Consider the following 22,781-nt stretch of genomic DNA (forward strand, 5'->3'; position numbering starts at 1 on the left):
TGGCGCCAGGATTCGCGCATTTACCCTGTGCCGCCAGCCGCCACGCGCGCACAAAAAAACGCCACGCAGTTGCATGCGTGGCGTTTCTGTTTTTAGCCCGGTTCCCTGCCGCTTACTGACCCGCGATCGTCATCCGTTCGATCAGCACCGAGCCCGTTTCCTTGGTACCGCGCGTGATCGTATCCGCGCCGATCGCGACGATATGCCGGAACATTTCCTGCAGCGTGCTCGCCACGGTGATTTCCTCGACCGGGTACTGGATCTTGCCGTTCTCGACCCAGAAGCCCGACGCGCCGCGCGAATAGTCGCCCGTCACGTAGTTCACGCCCTGCCCCATCAGTTCGGTCAGCAGCAAGCCCGTACCGAGCTTCTTCAGCATTTCTTCGAAGTCGTCTTCCGGACGTGTCTTCGAGCTGCGCAGCGAGAGATTGTGCGAGCCGCCGGCATTGCCGGTGGTCTGCATGCCGAGCTTGCGCGCCGAGTACGTGGAAAGGAAATAACCTTCCACCACGCCGTCTTTCACCACCGAACGCTGTTTGGTGCGCACGCCTTCTTCGTCGAACGGTGCGCTGCCCATTGCGCGCGCGACATGCGGATCTTCGACCACCTGAATGTGCGGCGCAAACACCGGCTTGCCAAGGCTGTCGACGAGGAACGACGTCTTACGGTAAAGCGCGCCGCCGCTGGTTGCCTGAACGAACGCGCCGAGAATGCCGGCGGCGAGCGGCGCTTCGAACAGCACCGGCACCTTGCGCGTGTCGAGTCCGCGCGCGCCGATGCGCGACAGCGCGCGTTGCGCCGCGTAACGGCCCACCGCTTCGGGGTTGGCCAGGTCTGCCGCGCTGCGGGTCGACGTGTACCAGTCGTCGCGCTGCATGTTGCGGCCGCTGCCGGCGATCGGCGCGCACGCGATGTAGTGGCGCGAGTACGGATAGCCCGCGAGGAAGCCGCGCGAGGTGGCGAGCACGAATTGCGAGTGCTGCGCGGAAACGCTCGCACCCTCCGAATTCTTGATCTGCGGGCTGGTGGCGAACGCAGCGTCTTCCGAGCGGCGGGCGATTTCGACCGCTTCGTCCGCGGAGAGATTCCACGGGTGATACAGATCGAGATCGCGCGGTGCGGTTTCGAGCAAGTCTGCTTCGGCGAGACCCGCGCAGTCGTCTTCAGCCGTGAAGCGGGCGATGTTGTACGCCGCCGCGACCGTGTCCTTCAAAGCCTGCGACGAAAAGTCCGAGGTGCTCGCATTGCCGCGCTTGTTGCCGATGAACACCGTCACGCCAACCATCTTGTCGCGGTTGTGTTCGATCGTCTCGACTTCGCCGCGCCGCACGGAGACCGACAGGCCGTCGCCTTCGGAAATCTCGGTCGCCGCGTCGGTGCCACCGAGCGACTTCGCGTGACGCAGGATGTCCGAGGCGATTTCCTTCAGTTCATCCTGGGTATGCGGAAAAAAGCGCTGCTTGACGTCCATGTCTGCTGCCATTGTCGTTGCCGTCCTGTTCGGGGCCGCGCGGCCCTATGTGTTCGCCCATGCCACGCACGTGCGCTCGCATTTTGCGCGCGCCTTTTGCGTGCCCGGTTGCATGCTCATTTGCGTAGTCACGCATCCCGCGATCATAGCAAGGTACGCGAACCTGCACCTGGCATTCGCTGAGCCCACAAACCTTGTGCACGGCAGCACGGCGGGTTCGGAGGGCTCGGCACGCTACAATATCGGTATGACACGCAAAACCCGCATTCAACCCATCGAATCCGCCGAGCCGGAAGTCGACGAGAACGGCTACGACCGCCCCAGCAAGTCCCAGCTCAAGCGCGACATGCACGAGCTGCAGGAACTGGGCTCGGCGCTGATCGCCCTGCCCAAAGACGCGCTCAAGCGCATGCCGATGCCCGAAAAGCTCGACGACGCGGTACGCGAAGCGCGCCGCATCACGGATCACGAAGGCAAGCGCCGCCAGGTGCAGTACGTCGGGCGCGTGATGCGCTCGCTGCTGGACGAGGAAACCGCCGCGCTGCGCACCGCGCTCGACACCTATAACGGCGTCAACAAGGCGGAAACAGCCAAGCTGCACTGGATCGAGCGCACTCGCGAGAAACTGCTCGCCGACGACGCCGCGCTGACCGAATTCATCCGCCAGCACCCGAACGCCGATCCGCAGCAGGGCCGCACGCTGATCCGCAACGCCCGCAAGGAAGCGCAGCAAAGCAAGCCGCCGCGTTACTTCCGCGAGCTGTTCCAGTGGATCAAGAACGCCGACGGCCCGTCCGCCGACACCGATTCCGCTGCAGAAGGTGCGCTGGAAGACGACGATGACGACCGCGACGCATAATTTGACGACTGCGGTGGCAACTGAGTCGGCACCTAGGGCGACACGTCGGCTTCCGGATGAAATCGTGATCGGCCTCGTGTCGATCAGCGACCGCGCGTCCACTGGCGTGTACGAGGACAAAGGCATTCCGGCGCTGCAGGAATGGCTCGGCGCGGCTCTGAGCTCGCCGTTTCAAGTGCTCACGCGCCTGATTCAGGACGACGCCGCCACGATCTCCGCCACGCTGATCGAACTGGTCGACGAAGTGGGCTGCGATCTGGTGCTGACCACCGGCGGCACGGGTCCGTCACGCCGCGACGTGACGCCGGAAGCGACCCTGGCGGTAGCGACGAAGGAAATGCCGGGTTTCGGTGAGCAGATGCGCCAGATCAGCCTGAATTTCGTGCCGACCGCGATTCTGTCGCGCCAGGTGGCCGTGATTCGCGAAACCGCGCAACACGCGGCGCTGATCATCAATCTGCCCGGCCAGCCGAAGTCGATCAAGGAAACACTGGAAGGTTTGCGCGACACCGAAGCAGGCGGCGCCGTGAAGGTGCCGGGCATTTTCGCCGCGGTGCCCTATTGCATCGACCTGATCGGCGGCCCGTACGTGGAAACGAACGCCGACGTGGTGAAGGCGTTCCGGCCGAAGAACGCGGTGCGCGCGCCTCGGCAGGCTTGAGGTCGACGCTGCGGAGGCGCCGTGTCACCGTGTTATTGCACCGTCAGTTAGCAACGCGCGAAGCTGCGGCAGCGTGAGCTCCACCGCCGCCGTTTTCAGAGCCGCTGCGGTTTTACTCCGCGGCCGCCCCTTCCGGCGCCGCCGGAATCAGGAAGTGTTCGCGGTAGTACTTCAGCTCGTCGATCGATTCGTGGATGTCGGCCAGCGCCGTGTGCATCGCGCGTTTCTGGAAACCCTTGTAGATCGCCGGCTGCCAGCGGCGGCACAGTTCCTTCAGGGTGCTGACGTCGAGATTGCGGTAATGGAAGAAGCGCTCCAGGTCCGGCATCCAGCGCGCCATGAAGCGGCGGTCCTGGCAGATCGAATTGCCGCACATCGGCGATTTGCCAGGCGGCACATAAACGCCAAGGAAATCGCGAATCTGTTCGATGGCGTCGGCTTCGCTCACCGTCGACGCCTTCACGCGGTCGATCAGGCCCGAGCGGCCATGCGTGTTCTGGTTCCACTGATCCATTCTGGCGAGCGTCTCGTCGCTCTGATGAATCGCCAGCACCGGTCCCTCGACCAGCCGGTCGAGCGTCGAATTCGTCACCACCACGGCGATTTCGATGATGCGGTCGGTGTCCGGTTCGAGCCCGGTCATTTCCATGTCCAGCCAGACGAGATTCATGTCGCTGCGCACGAGCGGCTGCTGTTCGGTGGATGCGAGGATGTCAGTCATGAAGGCAACCCTGAGGGCCCGGCACACCGCTTCACTGGAAGCAGGTTTGCCGCGGCGATTGTTCGTATGAGATTGGCTTGAGCCGGTTTGGGCCGATTTTGGCTTACCGCTCCCGCCGCCAGGCGGGAAGAAACATATAATTCTCGCATAGTTACCACGGAATCCCCGGATGCCCACCCTGTACTTCACTGTTCTGTTCGTCGTCGCCGTCGTGGCGATGGTCGGCACCAAACTGTGGCTCGCGTCGCGGCAGATCCGCTTCGTCGCCGGCCATCGGGGCCAGGTGCCGAGCCAGTTTTCCGGCACCATCGCGCTCACCGCGCACCAACGCGCTGCGGACTACACCATCGAACGCACACGGCTGACGATGATCGAGGTCGTCGTCGGCGCCGCCGTTCTGATCGGGCTGACCCTGCTGGGCGGCGTTCAGGCGCTCGATCTGGCGATCTCCGACTGGCTGGGTCGCGGTTATGTCGGCCAGATCGTGCTGGTCGCGGCGGTGATTGCGATCACCGGCCTGCTCGATCTGCCGTTCGAGTACTACCGGCAATTCGTGGTCGAGCAACGCTTCGGCTTCAACCGCATGAGCAAGCGCATTTTCGTCACTGACCGTATCAAGGGTGTGCTGCTCGGCGTGGTGTTGGGCTTGCCGCTGCTGTTCGTCGTGCTGTGGCTGATGGACAGGGCCGGCAGCCTGTGGTGGTTGTGGGCGTGGTTCGTGTGGGTGGGATTCCAGTTGCTGGTGCAGTTCATCTTCCCAACTTTCATCGCGCCGCTCTTCAACAAGTTCGAGCCGCTCAAGGACGAGGCGCTTGCCGGTCGTATCGAAGCATTGATGAAGCGCTGTGGCTTCGCAGTGCGAGGCCTGTTCGTAATGGACGGCAGCCGCCGCAGCGCGCACGGTAATGCCTATTTCAGCGGTTTTGGCGCCACCAAGCGCATCGTCTTCTTCGACACGCTGCTCGCGCGCCTGTCGGGCAACGAGATCGAGGCCGTGCTCGCGCACGAACTCGGCCACTTCAAGCGCCGCCACATCCTCAAGGGGATGCTGGTCGCGTTCGCCATTAGTCTGGTCATGCTCGGCCTGCTCGGCTGGCTGGTGCAGCAGGTCTGGTTCTTCGAGGGGCTGGGCGTGCGGCCGTCGCTGCTCGGCGGCAACGGCGGACTCGCGCTGGTGTTATTCCTGCTCGCGCTGCCGGTGTTTCTGTTCTTCGTCACCCCGCTCGGCAGCCTCACCTCGCGCAAGCACGAGTTCGAAGCCGACGCTTTCGCCGCCACGCAAACCGATGCGCAAGACCTCGTCAACGCGCTCGTCAAGCTGTATGAGGACAATGCGTCGACCCTGACGCCCGATCCGCTCTACACCGCGTTTTATTATTCGCATCCGCCGGCGTCGCAGCGGATCGACCGCCTGCTGCGGCACGCATGAGCGGCCGCTCCCCGAAAGCGCCGCGCGCGCCGTCCAGCACGCGCGTGGGTGGCCTCGTGATTGCCGCTCATGGACGCCACTACCTGGTCGCGCCGGAAGACGGCAGTCCGATGCTCCAGTGCTTCCCCCGCGGCAAGCGCAGCGAGGTGGCCGTGGGCGATCGTGTGATTTACGAGCCGACCTCGGCCGATCAGGGCGTGATCGTCGAGATCGGCGAACGTCGCAATCTGCTGTATCGCTCGGATCAGTACAAGTCGAAGCTGTTTGCCGCGAATCTCGATCAGTTGCTGATCGTGCTCGCGACCGAGCCGCATTTCAGCGAGGACCTGCTCGGCCGCGCACTGGTGGCCGCCGAGGCGAACGAACTGAAGCCGTTGATCGTGCTGAACAAGATCGACGTTGCGGGCGAACTTGCAGGCGCGCGCGCGCGTCTGGAACGCTATACCGCGTTGGGTTATACGGTCGTGGAAGTGTCGATCAAGACGCAGCCCGAGGCCGCGCGCCCCGCTTTGCTCGAGCATCTGCAAGGCCACTCGACGCTGCTGCTCGGCCAGTCCGGCATGGGCAAATCGACCTTGGTGAACCTGCTGATTCCCGATGCCGAAGTCGCCACCCGTGAGATCTCGACCGCGCTGAACAGCGGCCGGCATACCACAACCTTTACGCGGCTCTACCCTTTGCCGGGTAGCCACGGCGGCGCGTTGATCGATTCGCCGGGTTTCCAGGAATTCGGTTTGCATCATCTGACCGAAGGCCGGCTCGAACGCGCGTTCCCCGAATTCCGGCCATTGCTGCCGAACTGCCGCTTCTACAACTGCCATCACTTGCAGGAGCCGGGCTGCGCGATTCTCGAAGCGGTCGCGGATGGACGGATCCGGCGCGAACGGCATACTCTCTATGCGCAACTGGTGCACGAAGCCAGCCAGATCGTGCGTTAACGCGCGTCGCCATCAACCCATGGATTCACGATGAAATTGATGCGCGCGCCGAATCTGATCATCGGGCAACATTGGGTGAACGTGCTGGAGACAGCGGGCATCGCCTGCGAGTTGCATAACCGTTACCTGAACGGCGCGCTGGGTGATATTCCGGCGGATCAATGCGCGCCGGAGCTATGGCTCGTCGACGAGCGCGACGAAGCGATGGCACGACGTTTGATCGATGCGGCCTCGCATGGACCGGCGCCAGGCTCGCCTTCATGGCAATGCCGCCAGTGTGGGGAGACGCTCGAAGCGCAGTTCACCGTGTGCTGGCAGTGCGGGACGGCGCGCAATCCGCTGGATGGGTGAAGCGGCTTAAACCCGGTAGCAGGTCGTAAAGTCATTGCGGCCTGAGCAAAAAAAAGCCGGGTTCGAACCCGGCTTTCTCTACTGCATCCCATTAGCCGCGCACTGGCTCACGCCAGCCACACCGCGATCGTCAGCATCAGCAGCAAGATCATCCATAGCACCACCGCGCGCCAAACGAGCCCCACTGCCGATTGCAGCGTACGCGGTGTGCAGTCGTCGCCGACCTGCATCGGACCACCGTCGCCGGTGGCGAGCGCGTCAAGGCTCGACTGCTCGGCGAGCGGCCCACTCAGGCGTGCGCCGAGCGCCCCACTGCCCGAGGCCAGCAACACGCCGTCGTTCGCATCCGGCCATTGACGCGCGTGGTTGCGCCACGCATAAATCGCGTCCTCGAAATTGCCGACAATCGCAAAGCCCAGCGACGTGAGCCGCGCCGGCACCCAGTCGATCACGAAAAAGGCGCGCTGCGCGAAACTCGAAAACGCAACCGTGCGATCGTCGACCGGCCGAGCCCATGCACGTGCCAGATATTCGGCGATCCGATACAGCACCGCGCCCGCCGGCCCAACCGGAATCAGGAACCAGAAGAACACGCCAAACACGTGCCGATGCGAGGCGACCACCGCGTGAATCAGCGTATGACGCACGATCTCGCTGACGGGCATGTCGACGGTGTCGAGCCCGGTCCATTCATTCAGGATTTCGCGCGCGCGCGGCACATCGTCGTTGTTCAACGCGAGGTGGATATCCGTGAAGTAATGGCTGAACTGCCGGAAACCGAGCGTGAAGTACAACACCGCGACGTTCCACAGGAACGCCAGCGCAAAGTGAATGTGGTAAAGCACGTAGTAGACAAGCGCGACGGCCAGCGTCCACGGCACCACCACCACGAGCCACGCGAGCAGGCCGTGCTTGGGTTTGCCGGCATCGAATCCGTGCGCCGCCGACTCCGCATGGTATTGAAGCAGCGCGGACACCGGATTGTTCGGCGACAGCGCGCGTACCTGTTCAATGATCAGAGCCAGCAATACGGAGAAAAAAGTCATGCGATGCGCCGTGCTTTTCGAGTTTTACGATTGTTTTATAACGATAGCACAGGGTCGGATGCGACTGAGCGCAGACGTTGACAAACACTTAACAACTGCACAGGTCGCCGCGGCTTACGCCGCGAGAAAGCGATAGAAGTTACGCAGCATCGCCGCTGTCGCGCCCCAGATGAAATAATGGCCGCCCGTCTGGCTCTCGCGATCCTCAGCTTCCACCGACGCGGCCCGCGGATAGGGCATGGTGAAGAAGCGACGCTCGCCGCCTTCGTAACGAAACACGCGCGTTTCGTGATGCGCGGGGTTCATCAGAAAAGCAAGCGGCACTTCGAAGACATCGGCTACTTCGAGTGCGTCTACTTTCAACGCGAATGGCGGATGCACGAGACCGATCACGGGCGTCACACGAAACCCTGTGCCCGTCAGATAGTCGGGCAAGGCACCGAGAATTTCAACGCGCGACGGATCGAGGCCGACTTCTTCCTGCGCTTCGCGCAATGCCGTGGCGGTCGCGTCCGCGTCGAACGGCTCATGGCGGCCGCCGGGAAAGCTCACCTGGCCGGCGTGGTCGTTCAGATGGTCGGCACGTTGGGTCAAGAGCACGGTGAGGCCGTTGTCGCGCACGACCAGCGGCACCAGTACGGCGGCAACGCGCGGATCGACGTGCTGATCGCGCCAGGGTGCTTCGATGATCGGCTCGGGCGTCCAACTCAGACGCTGCTCGAAACGCGCACGCAGGCCATCGGGCGTCAGGCGCGCGGCAACCACCGGCGGCAGATCGGCGCCCGTCGCTTCGACAGGTAGAGTTTCAGGCTCAAAGACGGGGCGGATCAACGGGTTTCTCGGAATGAGCGGATAGGGGACATTCCGCTATTTTGACCTGGCAAACAAAAAAGCACCCGCGAGGGGTGCTTTTTCTTACAGCTTTTACGCTTCCGGAGCAGCGCGGTCTTTCTTCGCGACCAGCTTTTCCTTGATCCGAGCCGACTTGCCCGAACGGTCGCGCAGGTAGTACAGCTTCGCACGACGCACATCGCCACGACGCTTCACGACGATGCTTGCCAGCAGCGGCGAGTACGTCTGGAACGTACGCTCGACGCCTTCGCCCGACGAAATCTTGCGGACGATGAACGACGAATTCAGACCACGGTTACGCTTGGCGATCACGACGCCTTCGTAAGCCTGAACACGCTTACGCGTACCTTCAACCACGTTCACGCTGACGATCACCGTATCGCCGGGGGCGAATTCGGGGATGGTCTTCTCGCCGAGGGCGCGGCCGATTTCTTCCTGCTCGAGTATTGCAATCAGATTCATCACTGACTCCTAAGTCCATCTTGTCGGCGTTCGTACCTGCCGCGCGCTAGTTTTACCTGTTGCGCCTGGCTACGGCCCCGATAGAGGATGGGTTCACATCTGGCGCCGTACACGCATGTGCGGCACCGCCTATGTCCGCTCGAAAGACCAAGGCTTTACGCCTTCGACGCTTCCTTCGCCAGACTCGTAAGCCATGCCTCGTCGGCACGGCTCAACATCTTGTTCTTTCTGGCCTTCACGATCAGATCGGGCCGCTTGTTCAACGTATTGCGCAAGGCCTCACGCCGGCGCCACACTTCGATTTCCGCATGATGGCCGCCGAGCAGCACATCGGGCACACGCACGCCGTCGTACTCCTCCGGACGCGTGTAATGCGGACAATCCAGCAGCACGTCGACAAAACTGTCCTGCACCGCCGATTGAGAGTCGTTCAGCACGCCGGGCAACTGGCGCACCACAGCATCCATCAAGGCCATGGCAGGCAATTCGCCGCCAGACAGCACGAAGTCGCCGAGACTGACTTCTTCGTCCACAACACGGTCGAGCAAGCGCTGATCGATCGCTTCATAGCGCCCGCACAACAGGATCAGACCGGGCTCGGCCGCGAACTGCATGACACGATCGTGATTGAGCGTGGCGCCTTGCGGCGACATCATCACGACACGCGGTGCGCCGATACCCTGCTCCGCCTGCGCCGCTTTCGCCGCGCCGATCGCTTCTTCCAGAGGCTTGGCCAGCATGACCATGCCGGGGCCGCCGCCATAGGGGCGATCGTCGATTGTGCGGTAGTTATCTGTAGTGAAATCGCGTGGATTCCACGTACGTAACCCGTAGCGCTCCTGCTTTGCCGCCCGGCTGGTGATACCCCAGTCGGTCAGTGCACGAAACATGTCAGGAAAGAGCGTTACGACATCGAACTGCATCGCTCTCTCCAGTCAGCGAATTATTTAGTAATCGGCTTCCCAGTCGACGATGATCTGCTTCGCCGCCTGATCCACCGTTTTGACAAAGACGCCGACGAACGGGATCAAACGCTCGCCGGTGACCGGCTTACCGCTTTTGTCGGTATCCGGATATTCGATGCGCAACACCGAGTGCGCACCGTTGTCGATCATGTCTGCAACCTTGCCGAGGTGGACCCCGGCAACGTTCACCACGTCCAGGCCGAGCAGGTCGACCCAGTAGAATTCGTCGGCCCCGAGGGCCGGAAATTCGGCGCGGCTGATATAAACGCGCGTGCCGCGCAGCGCCAATGCCGTATCGCGGTCAGATACGCCACCCAGATGGGCAACGATGCTGTCGCTATGCGTTTTTGCCTGCAATGACGGCGCCGACTTGCGCTCGTGGCCTTTCATCAGCCACCAGCGCTTCGCGCTTAACAATGCGTCGCCGCCATGCCCGGCATCCGCATGAGCGGCTACCTTGACCCAGCCTTTGAGGCCGTAAGCGTCGACGATTGCACCGACCTCGACCGCATCGGCCGGCCAGCTTTCCACCGTTTCCGCTCGCATTTCTGCTGCGCTGGAACCGGCGCTTGCAACTTCGGCTTTCGCCGTGCCTTCGGCCCGTTCGACCGGCTTGCGGACGAATGCACCGAACGGCGCCTGACCAGACGTCTTCGCGCGCGGGGCTGCAGCTTTTGCCTTGACGCGACCTGAACCGCCGGAATCACGCTCAGACATAAGAGAACCTCACTGCCGACTTCGACGTCTGCTTCAGCAAAACTCGCGCATCGAACTGCTCACGCAAGCTGCGCGAGCCGCCGGCCGAACCGACGACGATACGCATGCCAGCTACCTTCGCCAGCATTAAGCAGCCGGCTGCGCCTTTTGCGCTTCTTTCACGAGACGCTCGACGGTCGGCGACAGTTGTGCGCCAACGCCTTGCCAGTACGTCAGGCGGTCTTGAGCGATACGCAGCGACTCACCCTTCGTAGCGACCGGGTTGTAGAAGCCAACGCGTTCGATGAAGCGGCCGTCACGACGGTTACGCGAATCGGTTGCGACGATGTTGTAGAACGGGCGCTTCTTGGAGCCGCCACGAGCCAAGCGGATGATGACCATATTAGAATCCTTGAAAACCGGGGTGCGGAACGACTGAAACACGCGATTATAGCGGGAAACCGACGCCATAACAAACACTTACGGGGATAAACTGAGCCACCGGGTTGCGCCGGTCGTACAGGCGGGTGGCCCGGACCGCGCCGAAACGCCCGAATTACCTGACGGAGCGCCCATGAAACACCTGCTGCCGCCTGCGTTTTTTTTCGCCACACGCACCATTTTTCGACGAATCGGCGATTTTTTGCTGCTTGTCGGCGTGTCGAGCGCCGCCCGCGCTCGGGCACTGCAAACTGGCATAAGCTTGTTGCTCGCGGCAACTGCCCTGCCGGCACTGGCCGCGCTGCCGGTCGAGCGCATCAAACTGCCGCCGGGCTTCCATATCGAAGTCCTGTCGGACGCGGTACCCAGCGCGCGGGGCATGGCGCTCTCGCCGAAAGGCATTCTTTATATAGGCAGCCTTGACGGCCACGTCTACGCGCTTGAATTGCGCAATGGTCGCGTGACAGCGCGTCACGTGATTGCCTCCGGACTGGAAACCCCGGCAGGCGTGGCATGGCGGGATGGCGCGCTGTATGTGTCCGCAGTGTCGAAAATTCTACGCTTCGACGCGATCGACGGCCATCTGAACGACCCGCCCAAGCCGGCTATCGTCACCGACACCCTGCCGGCCGAAACGCATCATGGATGGAAATTCATCGCTTTCGGGCCAGATGGCAAGCTGTACGTGCCACAAGGCGCGCCCTGCAACGTCTGCCTGAAAGATCGCGACCGCTTCGGACTGATTGGCCGCATGGACCCGGATGGCGGTCACTATGAAGTGGTGGCGCGCGGCGTTCGCAACACGGTCGGCTTCGCGTGGCACCCGGTGACGCACGAACTGTGGTTCACCGACAACGGCCGCGACCTGATGGGCGACGACGTACCGGACGACAAGCTCAACCGCGCGCCGCGCGTGGGCATGGACTTCGGTTTTCCGTACTGCCATGGCGGCGACACGCCCGATCCCGAATTCGGCAAGGACCACCCGTGCAGCGCCTTCACGCCGCCGGTTGTCAAACTCGGCGCGCACGTCGCCTCTCTCGGCATGCGCTTTTACACCGGCACGATGTTTCCAGCCGCCTATCGGGACAGTATATTTATCGCCGAACACGGCTCGTGGAATCGCAGCAAAAAGGTCGGCTACCGCGTCATGCGGGTGATCACCAACCCTGACGGTAGCAACGCGCGCCAAGAAGTCTTTGCCGAAGGCTGGCTCCAACCGGGCGAAACGGTTTGGGGCCGCCCGGTTGACGTGCAACCGATGCCTGACGGTTCACTCCTGATCAGCGACGACTACGCCGGCGCGGTCTACCGCGTGACCTACTCGGCGCCTTAACCGCAGCCGCGCTCGCCTGTCAGGTGAGCGCCACCACACGGCGTGGCGTAGAATGCCCGTCGGTCCGCGCCACCGGCGCGCCGCTCCTTTCGCCCGCCAGTCACTCTGCCCTCGCCTACATGTCCACCCTTGCTTCGACTTCCTCGCATTTCAGATCCAAGACGATTACCGCTGCGCTGGCATTCTTCTTCGGCAGCCTCGGCGCTCACCGCTTCTATCTGTATGGCATGCGCGACATTTACGGCTGGGCTCATCTGCTCGGCACGCTAATCGGGATTCCGGGCGCCATGCTGGTGGTGGCAAGCGAGCGAGCCTCGATGCTCGGTTGGGTGCTGGCGTTTTTCGGCGCCGTTTCGCTGCTCTCTGCTTTCCTGGCAGCGATCGTCTATGGCCTGCGTCCGGACGAAAAATGGGATGCCCAGTTCAACCCGCAAACCCAGCGCAAGAGCCACTCTGGCTGGACCGTTATATTCATCGTGATCTTTTCGCTGCTGATCGGTGCATTCCTGCTGATGACGGGTCTGGCAATCTCATTCCAGACATACTTCGAAGGTCAGGTCCAGGCCGCCAAGGCGCTCTCGCAATGACCTGCCGCGCGCCGCGCTAGAAAAGCCTCAGTTGGGGATTCTCGCGCGGCGGCTCAGGACGCACCAACTCGGCCCGGAGAAAGTGCGACATATCCAGAATGCCGCGATCGCGCCGGTTTAACCCGAGCCGGCGCGCGGCCTGATGGAAGCGTTGCTTCAGCAAGTCCGCCCATAGCCCTTCTCCCTTCATTCGCGTAGAGAAGTTCGAGTCATAGTCCTTCCCGCCCCGCATATCGTGCACGCGGCTCATCACGCGGTCAGCACGATCGGGGAAATGCGCCGCCAGCCAATCCTTGAATAGCGGCGCGACTTCCCACGGCAAACGCAGCACGATGTAGCTCGCATTGCACGCGCCGGCTTCGGCGCAGGCTTCCATCACGCGCTCCATGTCCGGCTCGGTGACGAATGGAATCACCGGTGCAATGCTCACGCCAACGGGAATGCCCGCCTCGCTCAACGTCCGGATTGTGCGCAACCGACGCGACGGCGTAGCCGCACGCGGCTCGAGCGTGCGCGCAATATCCGCATCCAGCGTGGTGATGGTGACCGCCGCCATGAACTGCCCGCGCGCCGCCATAGGCGCGAGCAGATCGAGATCGCGCTCGATCAGCGACGATTTGGTGATCGCCGCAAACGGATGCCCCCGCTCGCTGAGCACTTCGATCACCCGCCGCGTAAGCCGCAAATCGCGTTCGGCGGGCTGCCATGCGTCGGTAATGACGCCCAGCGCGATTGGCTCGGGCACATAGGACTTCTTCGACAACTCGCGCTCGAGCAATTCCGGCGCGTTGATCTTCGCGTAAATGCGGCTTTCGAAGTCTAGACCGGGCGAGAGCCCCAGATAACTATGGGTAGGCCGCGCGAAGCAGTAGATACAGCCATGTTCGCAGCCCCGGTACGGGTTCAGCGATACGCTGAACGGAATATCCGGCGATGCATTGCGCGTGAGAATGGTCTTGGCCCGCTCTTCGAAAACCTGCGTGCGCAACACCTTGGGCTCGCCGTCTTCCTCGGACGACGAAAGCCAGCCGTCGTCCACCCCTTCGCGCTGGTCGACTTCATAACGGCCTTGCATGTTCGTTACCGCGCCGCGCCCCTTGCGAGGTGTGGGCGGCGCGATGGGGAATTCGTTCGCTGGGCGGGAGTGGGGGTCGGAATCGGTCACGGCTGGAGCACGCAAAAACAGGAAACGGCGCAAAATACCTGTATAAATATACAGTGTTTACGCCGTTTGTCGAGCCCGGCTACGCAGCTTCGTGGTCAGCTAATCGCCAACCGCAATCGTCAGCGTTTCCTTGATCTCTTCCATCACCACATAGCTCTTGGACTGCACCGCGCCGGGCAACTGCAGCAGGATGTCCCCCAGCAATTTCCGATAATCGGCCATTTCGCCAATGCGCGCCTTGATCAGATAGTCGAAATCGCCTGACACAAGATGGCATTCCAGCACCTCGGGAATCTTCTGCACCTCGCGGCGGAACTGGTCGAACATGTTGCCGCTTTTGTGATCGAGCGTGATCTCCACGAACACCAGCAGCGCGGCACCCAGTTCAGCCGGGTTCACGCGCGCGTGATAGCCGGTGATCACGCCGTCGCGCTCCATCCGCTTGACGCGCTCGATGCACGGCGTAACCGACAGCCCAACCTGTTCGGCGAGGTCTTTCATGGCCATCCGGCCGTCCTGTTGCAGGAGCCGCAGGATCTTGTGATCCAGTTTGTCGAGAGCCCGGACCGGTTGGCGCTGTGTACGCATAGTGTTTTTGCTGAAAATCCTGAAAATACAATAACAAAACCTACCTGACTGTTAATAGTATAGCGGTTAACACTGGGCGATCCACGTTACACCTCGTTAATCGAATGAATTCGAACGAATCGACGAGCGAGCCGCCCTCAGACCTCTTATTGAATATCCTGGAGCAGCTATGCGAGTCGTCGTTTTGGGCAGTGGCGTCGTTGGCGTAACGAGTGCTTATTATCTGGCGCGTGCCGGTCACGAAGTCACGGTGATCGATCGCGAGGCCGGCCCGGCGCTCGAAACCAGCTTTGCCAACGCCGGCCAGATCTCGCCGGGCTACGCGTCGCCATGGGCCGCGCCGGGCGTGCCGCTGAAAGCCGTCAAGTGGATGTTCCAGAAACACGCACCGCTGGCGATCCGTCTCGACGGCACGCAATTCCAGTTGCAATGGATGTGGCAGATGCTGCAGAACTGCACGTCGTCGCGTTATGCGGTGAACAAAGGCCGCATGGTCCGCCTCGCCGAATACAGCCGCGATTGTTTGCAAGCGCTGCGCGCCGAAACCGGCATCCAGTACGAAGGGCGCACCGGTGGCACGCTGCAGGTGTTCCGCACGCAACAGCAGTTCGACGGCGCCGCGAAAGACATCGCCGTGCTGCAGGAAGCCAACGTGCCGTATGAACTGCTGTCGCCGGCCGAACTCGGGCAAGCCGAACCGGCGCTCGCCGCTGTCTCGCACAAGCTGACGGGGGGTCTGCGCTTGCCGGGCGACGAAACCGGCGACTGCCAGATGTTCACCACGCGCCTCGCCGCGCTGGCCGAGCAGCTTGGCGTCAAGTTCCGCTACAACACGCCGATCGACTCACTCGCCATGGCGGGCGACCGTATCGCCGGCGTGCAATGCGGCGATGAGCTGGTGCGCGCGGATTCGTTCGTTGTGGCGCTCGGTTCGTACTCGACGAAATTCCTGTCCGGCCTCGTGAAGATTCCGGTCTACCCGCTCAAGGGTTACTCGATCACCGCGCCGATCGTCAACGAGGCGTCAGCGCCGGTTTCGACCGTGCTCGACGAAACCTACAAGATCGCGATCACGCGCTTCGACGACCGGATTCGCGTCGGCGGCATGGCGGAGATCGTCGGCTTCGATAAGTCGTTGCGCCAGGCGCGCCGCGAAACGCTGGAGCTTTGCGTGAACGATCTGTTCCCGGGCGGCGGCGATACGTCGAAGGCCAGCTTCTGGACTGGCCTGCGTCCGATGACGCCGGACGGCACGCCGATCGTCGGCCGCACCCCCGTGCCCAACCTGTTCCTGAACACCGGTCACGGCACGCTGGGCTGGACGATGTCGTGCGGCTCGGGCCAACTGCTGGCCGATGTGATGTCGGGCAAGCAGCCGGTCATCAAGGCGGACGATCTGTCGGTGCATCGCTATCTCGGCGAGACCGGCAGCGCACATCGCCCGGCTTATGCATAAGGATTAGTCTGGGTTAACGTTTTAACGCTTCGCGAGCGGTTGCGCCGGTTCGTCGCCACAGACAGACCGGCCTGACAAACACAAACGGCGCCCCGAAACGGGCGCCGTTTGTGTTTTTACGCGCGAGCTTGCACTACCTGGCTCGAGACAAATGCAACATCAGAACTGATCTTCCGACAACGCCAGCACACTCTCCCCACCCTTCGCGGTAACAATCGACGCTTCCAACGCCGAAGCCAGCGGCAGCACATGCTCAGCGTAGAACTGCGCGGTCGCAATCTTCGCGCCGTAGAACGACGGATCTTCAGTGCGCTTTTCAGCCGCCACGAGCAACGCACGCGCCATCTGCCAGCCGCCCAGCACAACGCCCGCCAGCTTCAGATACGGCACGCTGCCGGCGAACACGGCGTTCGGATCGCTCTTCGTGTTCGTGACAACAAAATCGACCACCGCGGCGAGGGAACGATGCCCCTGCGCCAGATACGTCTTCATCGATTCGAACGCAGCGCCTTGTTGCGCGCCGAGCGCCTCGATCGTTTCAGCCACGCCGGCCAGCAGCGACTTCGCCACCTTGCCGCCGTCACGCAAGGTCTTGCGGCCGATCAGGTCGTTGGCCTGGATCGCGGTCGTCCCTTCGTAGATCGGCAGAATGCGCGCGTCGCGGTAGTACTGCGCGGCGCCGGTTTCTTCGATGAAGCCCATGCCGCCATGAACCTGCACGCCGAGGCTCGTCACGTCGATCGACAGTTCCGTGCTCCAGCCCTTCACGATCGGCACGAGGTATTCGTAGATCGCCTGATGTTCGGCACGCTTTGCTTCGTCGGGGTGACGATGCGCAATATCGCAGTGAGCTGCGGCGACATACGCCAACGCGCGTGATGCCTCGGTGAGACCACGCATCGTGGCGAGCATGCGGCGCACGTCCGGGTGCTGGATGATCGCCACCGATTGCTTCGCGGAGCCATCCACCGGCCGGCTTTGCACGCGATCCTTCGCATACGCCACAGCCTTCTGATACGCACGATCCGACACGGCAACACCTTGCATGCCCACCGCGAAACGCGCCGCGTTCATCATGATGAACATGTACTCGAGGCCGCGATTTTCTTCGCCGATCAGATGCCCGATCGCGCCACCGTGATCGCCGAATTGCAGCACCGCAGTCGGGCTCGCCTTGATGCCGAGCTTGTGCTCGATCGACACGCAATGTACATCGTTACGCTCACCGAGCGAACCGTCTTCGTTGACCAGAAACTTCGGCACGATGAAGAGCGAAATGCCCTTCACGCCTTCCGGTGCATTCGGCGTGCGCGCCAGTACGAGATGGGCGATGTTCTGCGCCATATCGTGCTCGCCCCACGTAATGAAAATCTTGGTGCCGAAGACCTTGAACGAACCGTCGCCTTGCGGCTCTGCGCGCGTGCGTACCAGTGCGAGATCGGAGCCGGCTTGCGGCTCGGTCAGATTCATCGTGCCGGTCCACTCGCCGGAAATCAGCTTGGGCACGTAGGTTTGCTTCTGCTCTTCGCTGCCCGCCGTGAGCAGCGCCTCGATGGCGCCATCCGTGAGCAACGGGCACAGCGCGAACGACAGGTTCGACGCGTTCAGCATCTCGATACACGCCGTGGCGATCAGCTTGGGCAGACCCTGGCCTTCGTAATCGACCGGATGTTGCACGCCTTGCCAGCCGCCTTCGCCAAACTGGCGGAACGCATCCTTGAAACCGGGCGACGCGGTAACCACGCCGTCCTTCCAACTGCTCGGACTGCGGTCGCCTTCCACGTTCAGCGGCGCCAGCACTTCGCCGCACAGTTTCGCCGATTCTTCGAGCACGGCCTGCGCCGTGTCGAGGTTCGCGTCTTCGAAACCCGGCAGCGTCGCGATGTCTTCGAGACCGGCCAGATCCTTCATCACGAACAGCATGTCCTTGATGGGCGCCGTATAGCTCATTTCAGTTCTCCTCCTGCCTGTCGATAAAAAAAGGGCGCCGGACTTGATAGGTCCTGCGCCCTTTCGTGTGCTGCCAGACGCCTTTTAACCGGCGCTGCGGCGCTTAGCCAAGCTCGCTAACGAGTTCCGGCACGAGCGTGAACAGATCGCCCACCAGACCATAATCGGCGACGCTGAAAATCGGCGCTTCCGGGTCCTTGTTGATCGCCACGATCACCTTCGAGTCCTTCATGCCGGCCAGATGCTGGATCGCGCCCGAGATGCCGACTGCCACGTACAGTTGCGGCGCGACGATCTTGCCGGTCTGGCCGACCTGATAGTCGTTCGGCACGAAGCCCGCGTCGACCGCCGCGCGCGATGCGCCCAGCGCTGCGTTCAGCTTGTCGGCCAGCGGTTCGAGAACCTTGGTGTAGTTTTCGCCATTGCCCAGACCGCGGCCACCCGAGACTATGATCTTCGCCGAGGTCAGTTCCGGACGGTCCAGCTTCGTCACTTCGCGGCTCACGAATTGCGACAGGCCCGTGTCGGCTGCTGCTGCGATTTTTTCCACAGAAGCGCTGCCGCCCTCTGCTGCCACCGGGTCGAAGCCGGTCGTGCGGACCGTGATGACCTTGATCGGATCAGCCGATTGCACCGTTGCGATCGCGTTACCGGCATAGATCGGACGCTCGAACGTGTCGGCGCTATCCACTGCCGTAATGTCGCTGATCTGCGCAACGTCGAGTTTCGCGGCGATACGCGGCGCGATGTTTTTGCCGTAGGCCGTTGCCGGCGCGAGGATGTGGGTGTAGTCCTTCGCGATGTTCAGCACCGTCGCTTCGACGTTTTCTGCCAGACCCGCGGCGAGTTGCGGCGCGTCGGCCAGCAGCACCTTGCTCACGCCTGCAATCTTCGCTGCCGCATCCGCTGCGGCTTGCGCGTTTTCACCTGCGACCAGCACATGAATGTCGCCACCGATCTTTTGTGCCGCTGCGATCGTGTTCAGCGTCGCGGCCTTGATCGATGCGCCGTCGTGTTCAGCAATTACCAGATTCGTCATTTCGTCCGTCTCCTGCGTTGTCCTTAGAGCACCTTGGCTTCGGTCTTCAGCTTCTCGACCAGCGTCTTCACATCCGGCACCTTCACACCGGCGGAGCGCTTCGGCGGCTCGACAACCTTCAGCGTCTTCAGGCGCGGCGTCACATCAACGCCCAGGTCTTCCGGCTTGACGACTTCCAGCGGCTTTTTCTTCGCCTTCATGATGTTCGGCAGCGTCACGTAGCGCGGCTCGTTCAGGCGCAGATCGGTCGTGATCACAGCGGGCAAGCTCAGCGACAGCGTTTCAGCACCGCCGTCCACTTCGCGCGACACGGTCGCCTTGCCGTCAGCCACAACAACCTTCGAGGCGAACGTGGCTTGCGGCAGATTCGCGAGCGCAGCCAGCATCTGACCGGTCTGGTTCGAATCGTCGTCGATCGCCTGCTTGCCGAGGATCACCAGCCCAGGCTGTTCCTTGTCGACCAGCGCCTTCAGCAGCTTGGCCACCGCCAGCGGCTGCAACTCTTCGTTCGACTCGATCAGGATCGCGCGGTCCGCGCCGATCGCCAGCGCCGTGCGCAGCGTTTCCTGCGACTGCGTTACACCCGCCGACACGGCGATCACTTCCGTCGCCACGCCCGCTTCGCGCAGACGTACCGCTTCTTCAACCGCGATTTCGTCGAACGGATTCATCGACATCTTCACGTTCGCGATGTCGACGCCCGTGCCGTCCGACTTCACCCGGACTTTCACGTTGTAATCGACCACTCTCTTGACTGGCACCAGGATTTTCATGCACACGCTCCAAAGTTACGAATACGTCAACCCAACGAACATTATAACGACTGCCTTTTCGCGGCAGCCGTGTCGCGGGCGCTCTAGCAGGAGGATATCGCTCCTCAGCGGCGTGACGGCAATAACGAACGATCGTTCTATTTTAATCTCGAAAAAACCCGGGCGACAACCCCGGGTTAAGACGGACGACTCTAATTTTGCATTGCCGCCGTGTCTTGTCGCGCCAACAGTTCGAAAACAGCCGGAAAACCGGCCGTCAAATCACCAGGCCGTGATCACCGAGCCGCCGAACTTGCTCTCGACGAACTGCTTCACTTCCGGCGAATGATACGCCGCGACCAGCTTCGCCACCCACGGCTTGTTCCTGTCAGCTTCGCGGATTGCGATGATGTTCACGTACGGACCCTTCGGGTCTTCGATCGCGATCGCGTCCTGCTTGGGTTTCAGCCCCGCTTCCATCGCAAAGTTCGTATTGATCGCGGCGGCGTCCACGTCGTTCAGCGAGCGCGGGATTTGCGCGGCGTCGAGTTCGACGATCTTCAGCTTCTTCGGGTTGTCGACGATATCGAGCGGCGTTGCCTTCAACCCGGCGTCCGCGCGCAGCTTCAGCAGACCCTGTTTTTGCAGCAACAGGAGCGCCCTGCCGCCATTGGTCGGATCGTTCGGCACCGCGATTTTCGCGCCCGGCTGCAATTCAGCCAGCGTCTTCACTTTCTTCGAGTAGATGCCCATCGGGTACGTGACCGTGTCGGCGATGCGGATCAGCTTGTAGCCGCGATCCTTCACCTGAGCCTGCAAGTACGGGTCATGCTGGTAGCTGTTCGCGTCGAGGTCGCCGCCGGCGAGCGCCGCGTTCGGCTGCACGTAGTCGGAGAATTCAACGATCTTGATGTTCAGGCCGTTCTTTGCCGCGACCGTCTTCACGACTTCCATGATCTGCGCGTGCGGGCCGCCGGTAACGCCGACCTTGATCGTGTCGTCGGCGTGAGCCACCGTGGCGGCAGCGAACAGCGATGCGGCGCCGAGCGTGGCCGCCAGTTTGAGAATGAAACGACGTTGCATGATGGACCTTTCCGAATCTGGTGATTCTGTTGTTTATTTATGGCTCAAACGACGCACGAGCCAATCCCCGAACGACTGCACCAGTTGCACGAAGACGATCAGAATCACCACGACCGTCACCATCACTTCCGGCAAGAAACGCTGATACCCGTAACGAATGCCCAGATCGCCGAGCCCGCCGCCGCCGATCGCGCCGGCCATCGCCGAATAGCCGACCAGCGACACGAAAGTAATCGTCAAGCCCGCGACCACGCCTGGCAGCGACTCCGGCAACAACACCTTGAAGACGATCTGGCTGGTGGTCGCGCCCATTGCCTGCGCCGCTTCGATCAGACCGCGATCGACTTCGCGCAAAGCCGTCTCGACCAGACGCGCGACAAACGGCGCCGCGGCGATCGTCAGCGGCACCACGGCCGCAGCCGTGCCAATCGACGAACCCACCACGAGGCGCGTGAACGGAATCACCGCGACCAGCAAGATGATGAACGGCGTGGAGCGCACCGCGTTGACGATCACGCCCATCACCCGATTCACCGCGATGTTCTGCAACACACCCTGACGGTCCGTCAGGTACAGCAGCACGCCGAGCGGCAGGCCGACCGCCGCGCCGACCAGTCCGGAGATGCCCACCATCACGAGCGTTTCCCAGAACGACTGGACGAACATATCGAACATTTCACTCAACATACGACAGCTCCTCCACCACCACACCCTGTTCGCGCAGATACGTGAGCGCCTGCGCCACCTTCGCCGGTTCGCCGCCCGCGAGCACCGCGAGCGAGCCGAACGCCTGCCCCTGGATCTCGTCGATCTGGCCGTGCAGGATGTTGAAGTCGAGTTCGTAGCGGCGAATCGTTTCCGACAGAATCGGCTGATCGACGCCCGAGCCGGTGAACGCCAGACGCAGCAAATGGCCGCTGCCGGTCTTGAGGCGCTCTGCCACGCGCGCTTTCATCGCGGGCGGCAGCTCTTGCGCGATCACGTCGCCGATCAGCGCGCGCGTCACTTCATGATGCGGTTGCAGGAACACGTCGATGACCTTGCCTTCTTCGACGACACGGCCCGCATCCAGCACCGCGACGCGGTCGCAGACCTGCTTGATCACGTCCATCTGGTGCGTGATCAGCACGATCGTCAGGTTCAGTTCGCGATTGATGCGCTTGAGCAGATCGAGGATCGCGCGCGTGGTTTCGGGGTCGAGCGCCGAGGTCGCTTCGTCGGAGAGCAGCACCTTCGGCTTGCTCGCCAGCGCACGCGCGATGCCGACGCGCTGTTTCTGCCCGCCGCTGATCTGCGCCGGATAACGATCCTTCTGCGCCGACAGGCCGACCAGTTCGAGCAGCGGCAACACGTTCGCCTCGATCTCATCGCGCTTCATGCCGGCGAGTTCGAGCGGCAACGCCACGTTGCCGTACACGGTGCGCGACGACAGCAGGTTGAAGTGCTGGAAAATCATGCCGATCTCGCGCCGCGCCTCACGCAATTGCGCGGCGGGCAGCGTCGTCAGATCGCGGCCGTTGACGACGATATTGCCTTCGCTCGGGCGCGTCAGCAGGTTGAGGGTGCGCACGAGCGTACTCTTGCCCGCGCCGCTGCGGCCAATGATGCCGAACACCTCACCCGCCGGAATCGACAGATTGACGTTGTGCAGCGCCTCGACCCAGCCCCGGGGCCCGGCGAACCGCTGGGAAATATTGCGTATTTCGATCATGGAAAACAAAACGGCGGAGGCTGCCAACGAGCGTTGTGCGCTCCCGACAAGCGGCCGCCGTTGCTTTTATTGGGATTTGAGCCCGCGATTCTACCGCAGCGCCGTCATTCCCTTTAATAATCAATTACGATCTTTTCATAACCACAAAGCATTAGAGGCATGCCAGGCGCGAGATGCTCGCGTGCGCGCCGCCGCTGCGACTATGATCGGGCCAATCGAAAT

General features: G+C 62.3%; 24 protein-coding genes. 8 read left to right on the plus strand and 16 right to left on the minus strand.

Going from position 1 to position 22,781, the window contains the following annotated elements; all coding sequences use genetic code 11:
* Window positions 1-112: 112 nt before the first annotated feature.
* Entirely contained in the window at window positions 113-1,483 is a 1,371-nt protein-coding gene (gene pmbA, locus PQR67_RS07105; RefSeq protein WP_408456286.1) for a metalloprotease PmbA, read from the minus strand.
* 235 nt (window positions 1,484-1,718) lie between these two features.
* On the opposite strand from pmbA, the gene yjgA reads away from it, so the two are divergent.
* Together yjgA and mog are read left to right on the plus strand one after the other, a co-directional pair.
* Window positions 1,719-2,330, plus strand: coding sequence for a ribosome biogenesis factor YjgA (gene yjgA / locus PQR67_RS07110; protein ID WP_408456557.1), 612 nt, complete (start codon window positions 1,719-1,721; stop codon window positions 2,328-2,330).
* A complete protein-coding gene (gene mog / locus PQR67_RS07115) occupies window positions 2,311-2,991 on the plus strand; it encodes a molybdopterin adenylyltransferase (RefSeq protein ID WP_408456289.1) in 681 nt (226 codons plus the stop codon). The genes yjgA and mog overlap by 20 nt, the downstream gene beginning before the upstream one ends.
* Before the next feature lie 112 nt (window positions 2,992-3,103).
* Here mog and orn read toward each other — a convergent pair whose 3' ends face one another.
* Window positions 3,104-3,712, minus strand: coding sequence for an oligoribonuclease (gene orn, locus PQR67_RS07120; RefSeq protein ID WP_408456292.1), 609 nt, complete (start codon window positions 3,710-3,712; stop codon window positions 3,104-3,106).
* Window positions 3,713-3,881: 169 nt separating this feature from the next.
* Here orn and PQR67_RS07125 point away from each other — a divergent pair, with 169 nt between their 5' ends.
* Genes PQR67_RS07125 through PQR67_RS07135 form a run of 3 tightly spaced genes read left to right on the plus strand, consistent with a single transcriptional unit; the run spans window position 3,882 to window position 6,430 of the window.
* Window positions 3,882-5,141, plus strand: coding sequence for a M48 family metallopeptidase (locus PQR67_RS07125; protein ID WP_408456294.1), 1,260 nt, complete (start codon window positions 3,882-3,884; stop codon window positions 5,139-5,141).
* Entirely contained in the window at window positions 5,138-6,079 is a 942-nt protein-coding gene (rsgA, locus tag PQR67_RS07130) for a ribosome small subunit-dependent GTPase A (protein ID WP_408456296.1), read from the plus strand. The genes PQR67_RS07125 and rsgA overlap by 4 nt, the downstream gene beginning before the upstream one ends.
* Window positions 6,080-6,109: 30 nt before the next feature.
* On the plus strand, window positions 6,110-6,430 hold the full coding sequence (locus PQR67_RS07135; protein WP_408456299.1) for a putative signal transducing protein: 321 nt from the start codon (window positions 6,110-6,112) through the stop codon (window positions 6,428-6,430).
* A 107-nt stretch (window positions 6,431-6,537) separates the two neighbouring features.
* Here PQR67_RS07135 and PQR67_RS07140 read toward each other — a convergent pair whose 3' ends face one another.
* The 6 genes from PQR67_RS07140 to rpsP form a co-directional block, all read right to left on the minus strand.
* Window positions 6,538-7,476 carry a CobD/CbiB family protein gene (locus PQR67_RS07140; protein WP_408456302.1) on the minus strand — a complete coding sequence of 313 codons (939 nt, stop codon included), beginning with the start codon at window positions 7,474-7,476 and terminating at the stop codon, window positions 6,538-6,540.
* Between the two features lie 114 nt (window positions 7,477-7,590).
* On the minus strand, window positions 7,591-8,307 hold the full coding sequence (locus PQR67_RS07145; RefSeq protein WP_408456305.1) for a CoA pyrophosphatase: 717 nt from the start codon (window positions 8,305-8,307) through the stop codon (window positions 7,591-7,593).
* 93 nt (window positions 8,308-8,400) lie between these two features.
* Complete coding sequence (rplS, locus tag PQR67_RS07150; RefSeq protein ID WP_012433948.1) at window positions 8,401-8,790, minus strand: 50S ribosomal protein L19; 390 nt, start codon at window positions 8,788-8,790, stop codon at window positions 8,401-8,403.
* Between the two features lie 155 nt (window positions 8,791-8,945).
* On the minus strand, window positions 8,946-9,713 hold the full coding sequence (trmD, locus tag PQR67_RS07155; protein ID WP_408456308.1) for a tRNA (guanosine(37)-N1)-methyltransferase TrmD: 768 nt from the start codon (window positions 9,711-9,713) through the stop codon (window positions 8,946-8,948).
* Between the two features lie 24 nt (window positions 9,714-9,737).
* Window positions 9,738-10,472, minus strand: a complete 735-nt coding sequence (gene rimM, locus PQR67_RS07160) for a ribosome maturation factor RimM (RefSeq protein WP_408456310.1) — start codon at window positions 10,470-10,472, stop codon at window positions 9,738-9,740.
* Window positions 10,473-10,598: 126 nt separating this feature from the next.
* Entirely contained in the window at window positions 10,599-10,853 is a 255-nt protein-coding gene (rpsP, locus tag PQR67_RS07165) for a 30S ribosomal protein S16 (protein ID WP_006050280.1), read from the minus strand.
* A 172-nt stretch (window positions 10,854-11,025) separates the two neighbouring features.
* Between rpsP and PQR67_RS07170 the strand changes: the two genes are divergently transcribed.
* Together PQR67_RS07170 and PQR67_RS07175 are read left to right on the plus strand one after the other, a co-directional pair.
* Window positions 11,026-12,228 (plus strand): PQQ-dependent sugar dehydrogenase, encoded by a 1,203-nt coding sequence (locus tag PQR67_RS07170; protein ID WP_408456313.1) that lies wholly within the window; start codon window positions 11,026-11,028, stop codon window positions 12,226-12,228.
* Window positions 12,229-12,347: 119 nt separating this feature from the next.
* Window positions 12,348-12,815: an NINE protein gene (locus PQR67_RS07175; protein ID WP_408456315.1), complete on the plus strand. Its 468-nt coding sequence runs from the start codon at window positions 12,348-12,350 to the stop codon at window positions 12,813-12,815.
* Window positions 12,816-12,831: 16 nt separating this feature from the next.
* On the opposite strand, the gene PQR67_RS07180 is transcribed toward PQR67_RS07175, so the two are convergent.
* Together PQR67_RS07180 and PQR67_RS07185 are read right to left on the minus strand one after the other, a co-directional pair.
* The gene (locus tag PQR67_RS07180; protein WP_408456318.1) at window positions 12,832-13,980 is read right to left on the minus strand and encodes a PA0069 family radical SAM protein; all 1,149 of its coding nucleotides are present in this window, start codon (window positions 13,978-13,980) and stop codon (window positions 12,832-12,834) included.
* Between the two features lie 99 nt (window positions 13,981-14,079).
* The gene (locus PQR67_RS07185) at window positions 14,080-14,568 is read right to left on the minus strand and encodes an Lrp/AsnC ligand binding domain-containing protein (protein ID WP_007180908.1); all 489 of its coding nucleotides are present in this window, start codon (window positions 14,566-14,568) and stop codon (window positions 14,080-14,082) included.
* A 169-nt stretch (window positions 14,569-14,737) separates the two neighbouring features.
* Between PQR67_RS07185 and PQR67_RS07190 the strand changes: the two genes are divergently transcribed.
* Window positions 14,738-16,024, plus strand: coding sequence for a D-amino acid dehydrogenase (locus PQR67_RS07190; protein WP_408456321.1), 1,287 nt, complete (start codon window positions 14,738-14,740; stop codon window positions 16,022-16,024).
* Window positions 16,025-16,183: 159 nt separating this feature from the next.
* On the opposite strand, the gene PQR67_RS07195 is transcribed toward PQR67_RS07190, so the two are convergent.
* The 6 genes from PQR67_RS07195 to PQR67_RS07220 form a co-directional block, all read right to left on the minus strand.
* Window positions 16,184-17,974: an acyl-CoA dehydrogenase gene (locus tag PQR67_RS07195; RefSeq protein WP_408456324.1), complete on the minus strand. Its 1,791-nt coding sequence runs from the start codon at window positions 17,972-17,974 to the stop codon at window positions 16,184-16,186.
* Between the two features lie 103 nt (window positions 17,975-18,077).
* The gene (locus PQR67_RS07200) at window positions 18,078-19,013 is read right to left on the minus strand and encodes an electron transfer flavoprotein subunit alpha/FixB family protein (protein WP_408456327.1); all 936 of its coding nucleotides are present in this window, start codon (window positions 19,011-19,013) and stop codon (window positions 18,078-18,080) included.
* A 23-nt stretch (window positions 19,014-19,036) separates the two neighbouring features.
* The gene (locus PQR67_RS07205; protein ID WP_408456330.1) at window positions 19,037-19,786 is read right to left on the minus strand and encodes an electron transfer flavoprotein subunit beta/FixA family protein; all 750 of its coding nucleotides are present in this window, start codon (window positions 19,784-19,786) and stop codon (window positions 19,037-19,039) included.
* Between the two features lie 261 nt (window positions 19,787-20,047).
* The gene (locus PQR67_RS07210; protein WP_408456333.1) at window positions 20,048-20,848 is read right to left on the minus strand and encodes a MetQ/NlpA family ABC transporter substrate-binding protein; all 801 of its coding nucleotides are present in this window, start codon (window positions 20,846-20,848) and stop codon (window positions 20,048-20,050) included.
* Window positions 20,849-20,881: 33 nt separating this feature from the next.
* Complete coding sequence (locus PQR67_RS07215; protein WP_408456335.1) at window positions 20,882-21,535, minus strand: methionine ABC transporter permease; 654 nt, start codon at window positions 21,533-21,535, stop codon at window positions 20,882-20,884.
* Window positions 21,525-22,559, minus strand: a complete 1,035-nt coding sequence (locus tag PQR67_RS07220; protein ID WP_408456338.1) for a methionine ABC transporter ATP-binding protein — start codon at window positions 22,557-22,559, stop codon at window positions 21,525-21,527. Before PQR67_RS07220 ends, PQR67_RS07215 begins: the two co-directional genes overlap by 11 nt.
* Window positions 22,560-22,781 lie beyond the last annotated feature (222 nt).

The sequence above is a fragment of the Paraburkholderia fungorum genome, from assembly GCF_046026025.1.
In the GTDB taxonomy this organism is placed as follows: Bacteria; Pseudomonadota; Gammaproteobacteria; order Burkholderiales; family Burkholderiaceae; genus Paraburkholderia; species Paraburkholderia fungorum_E.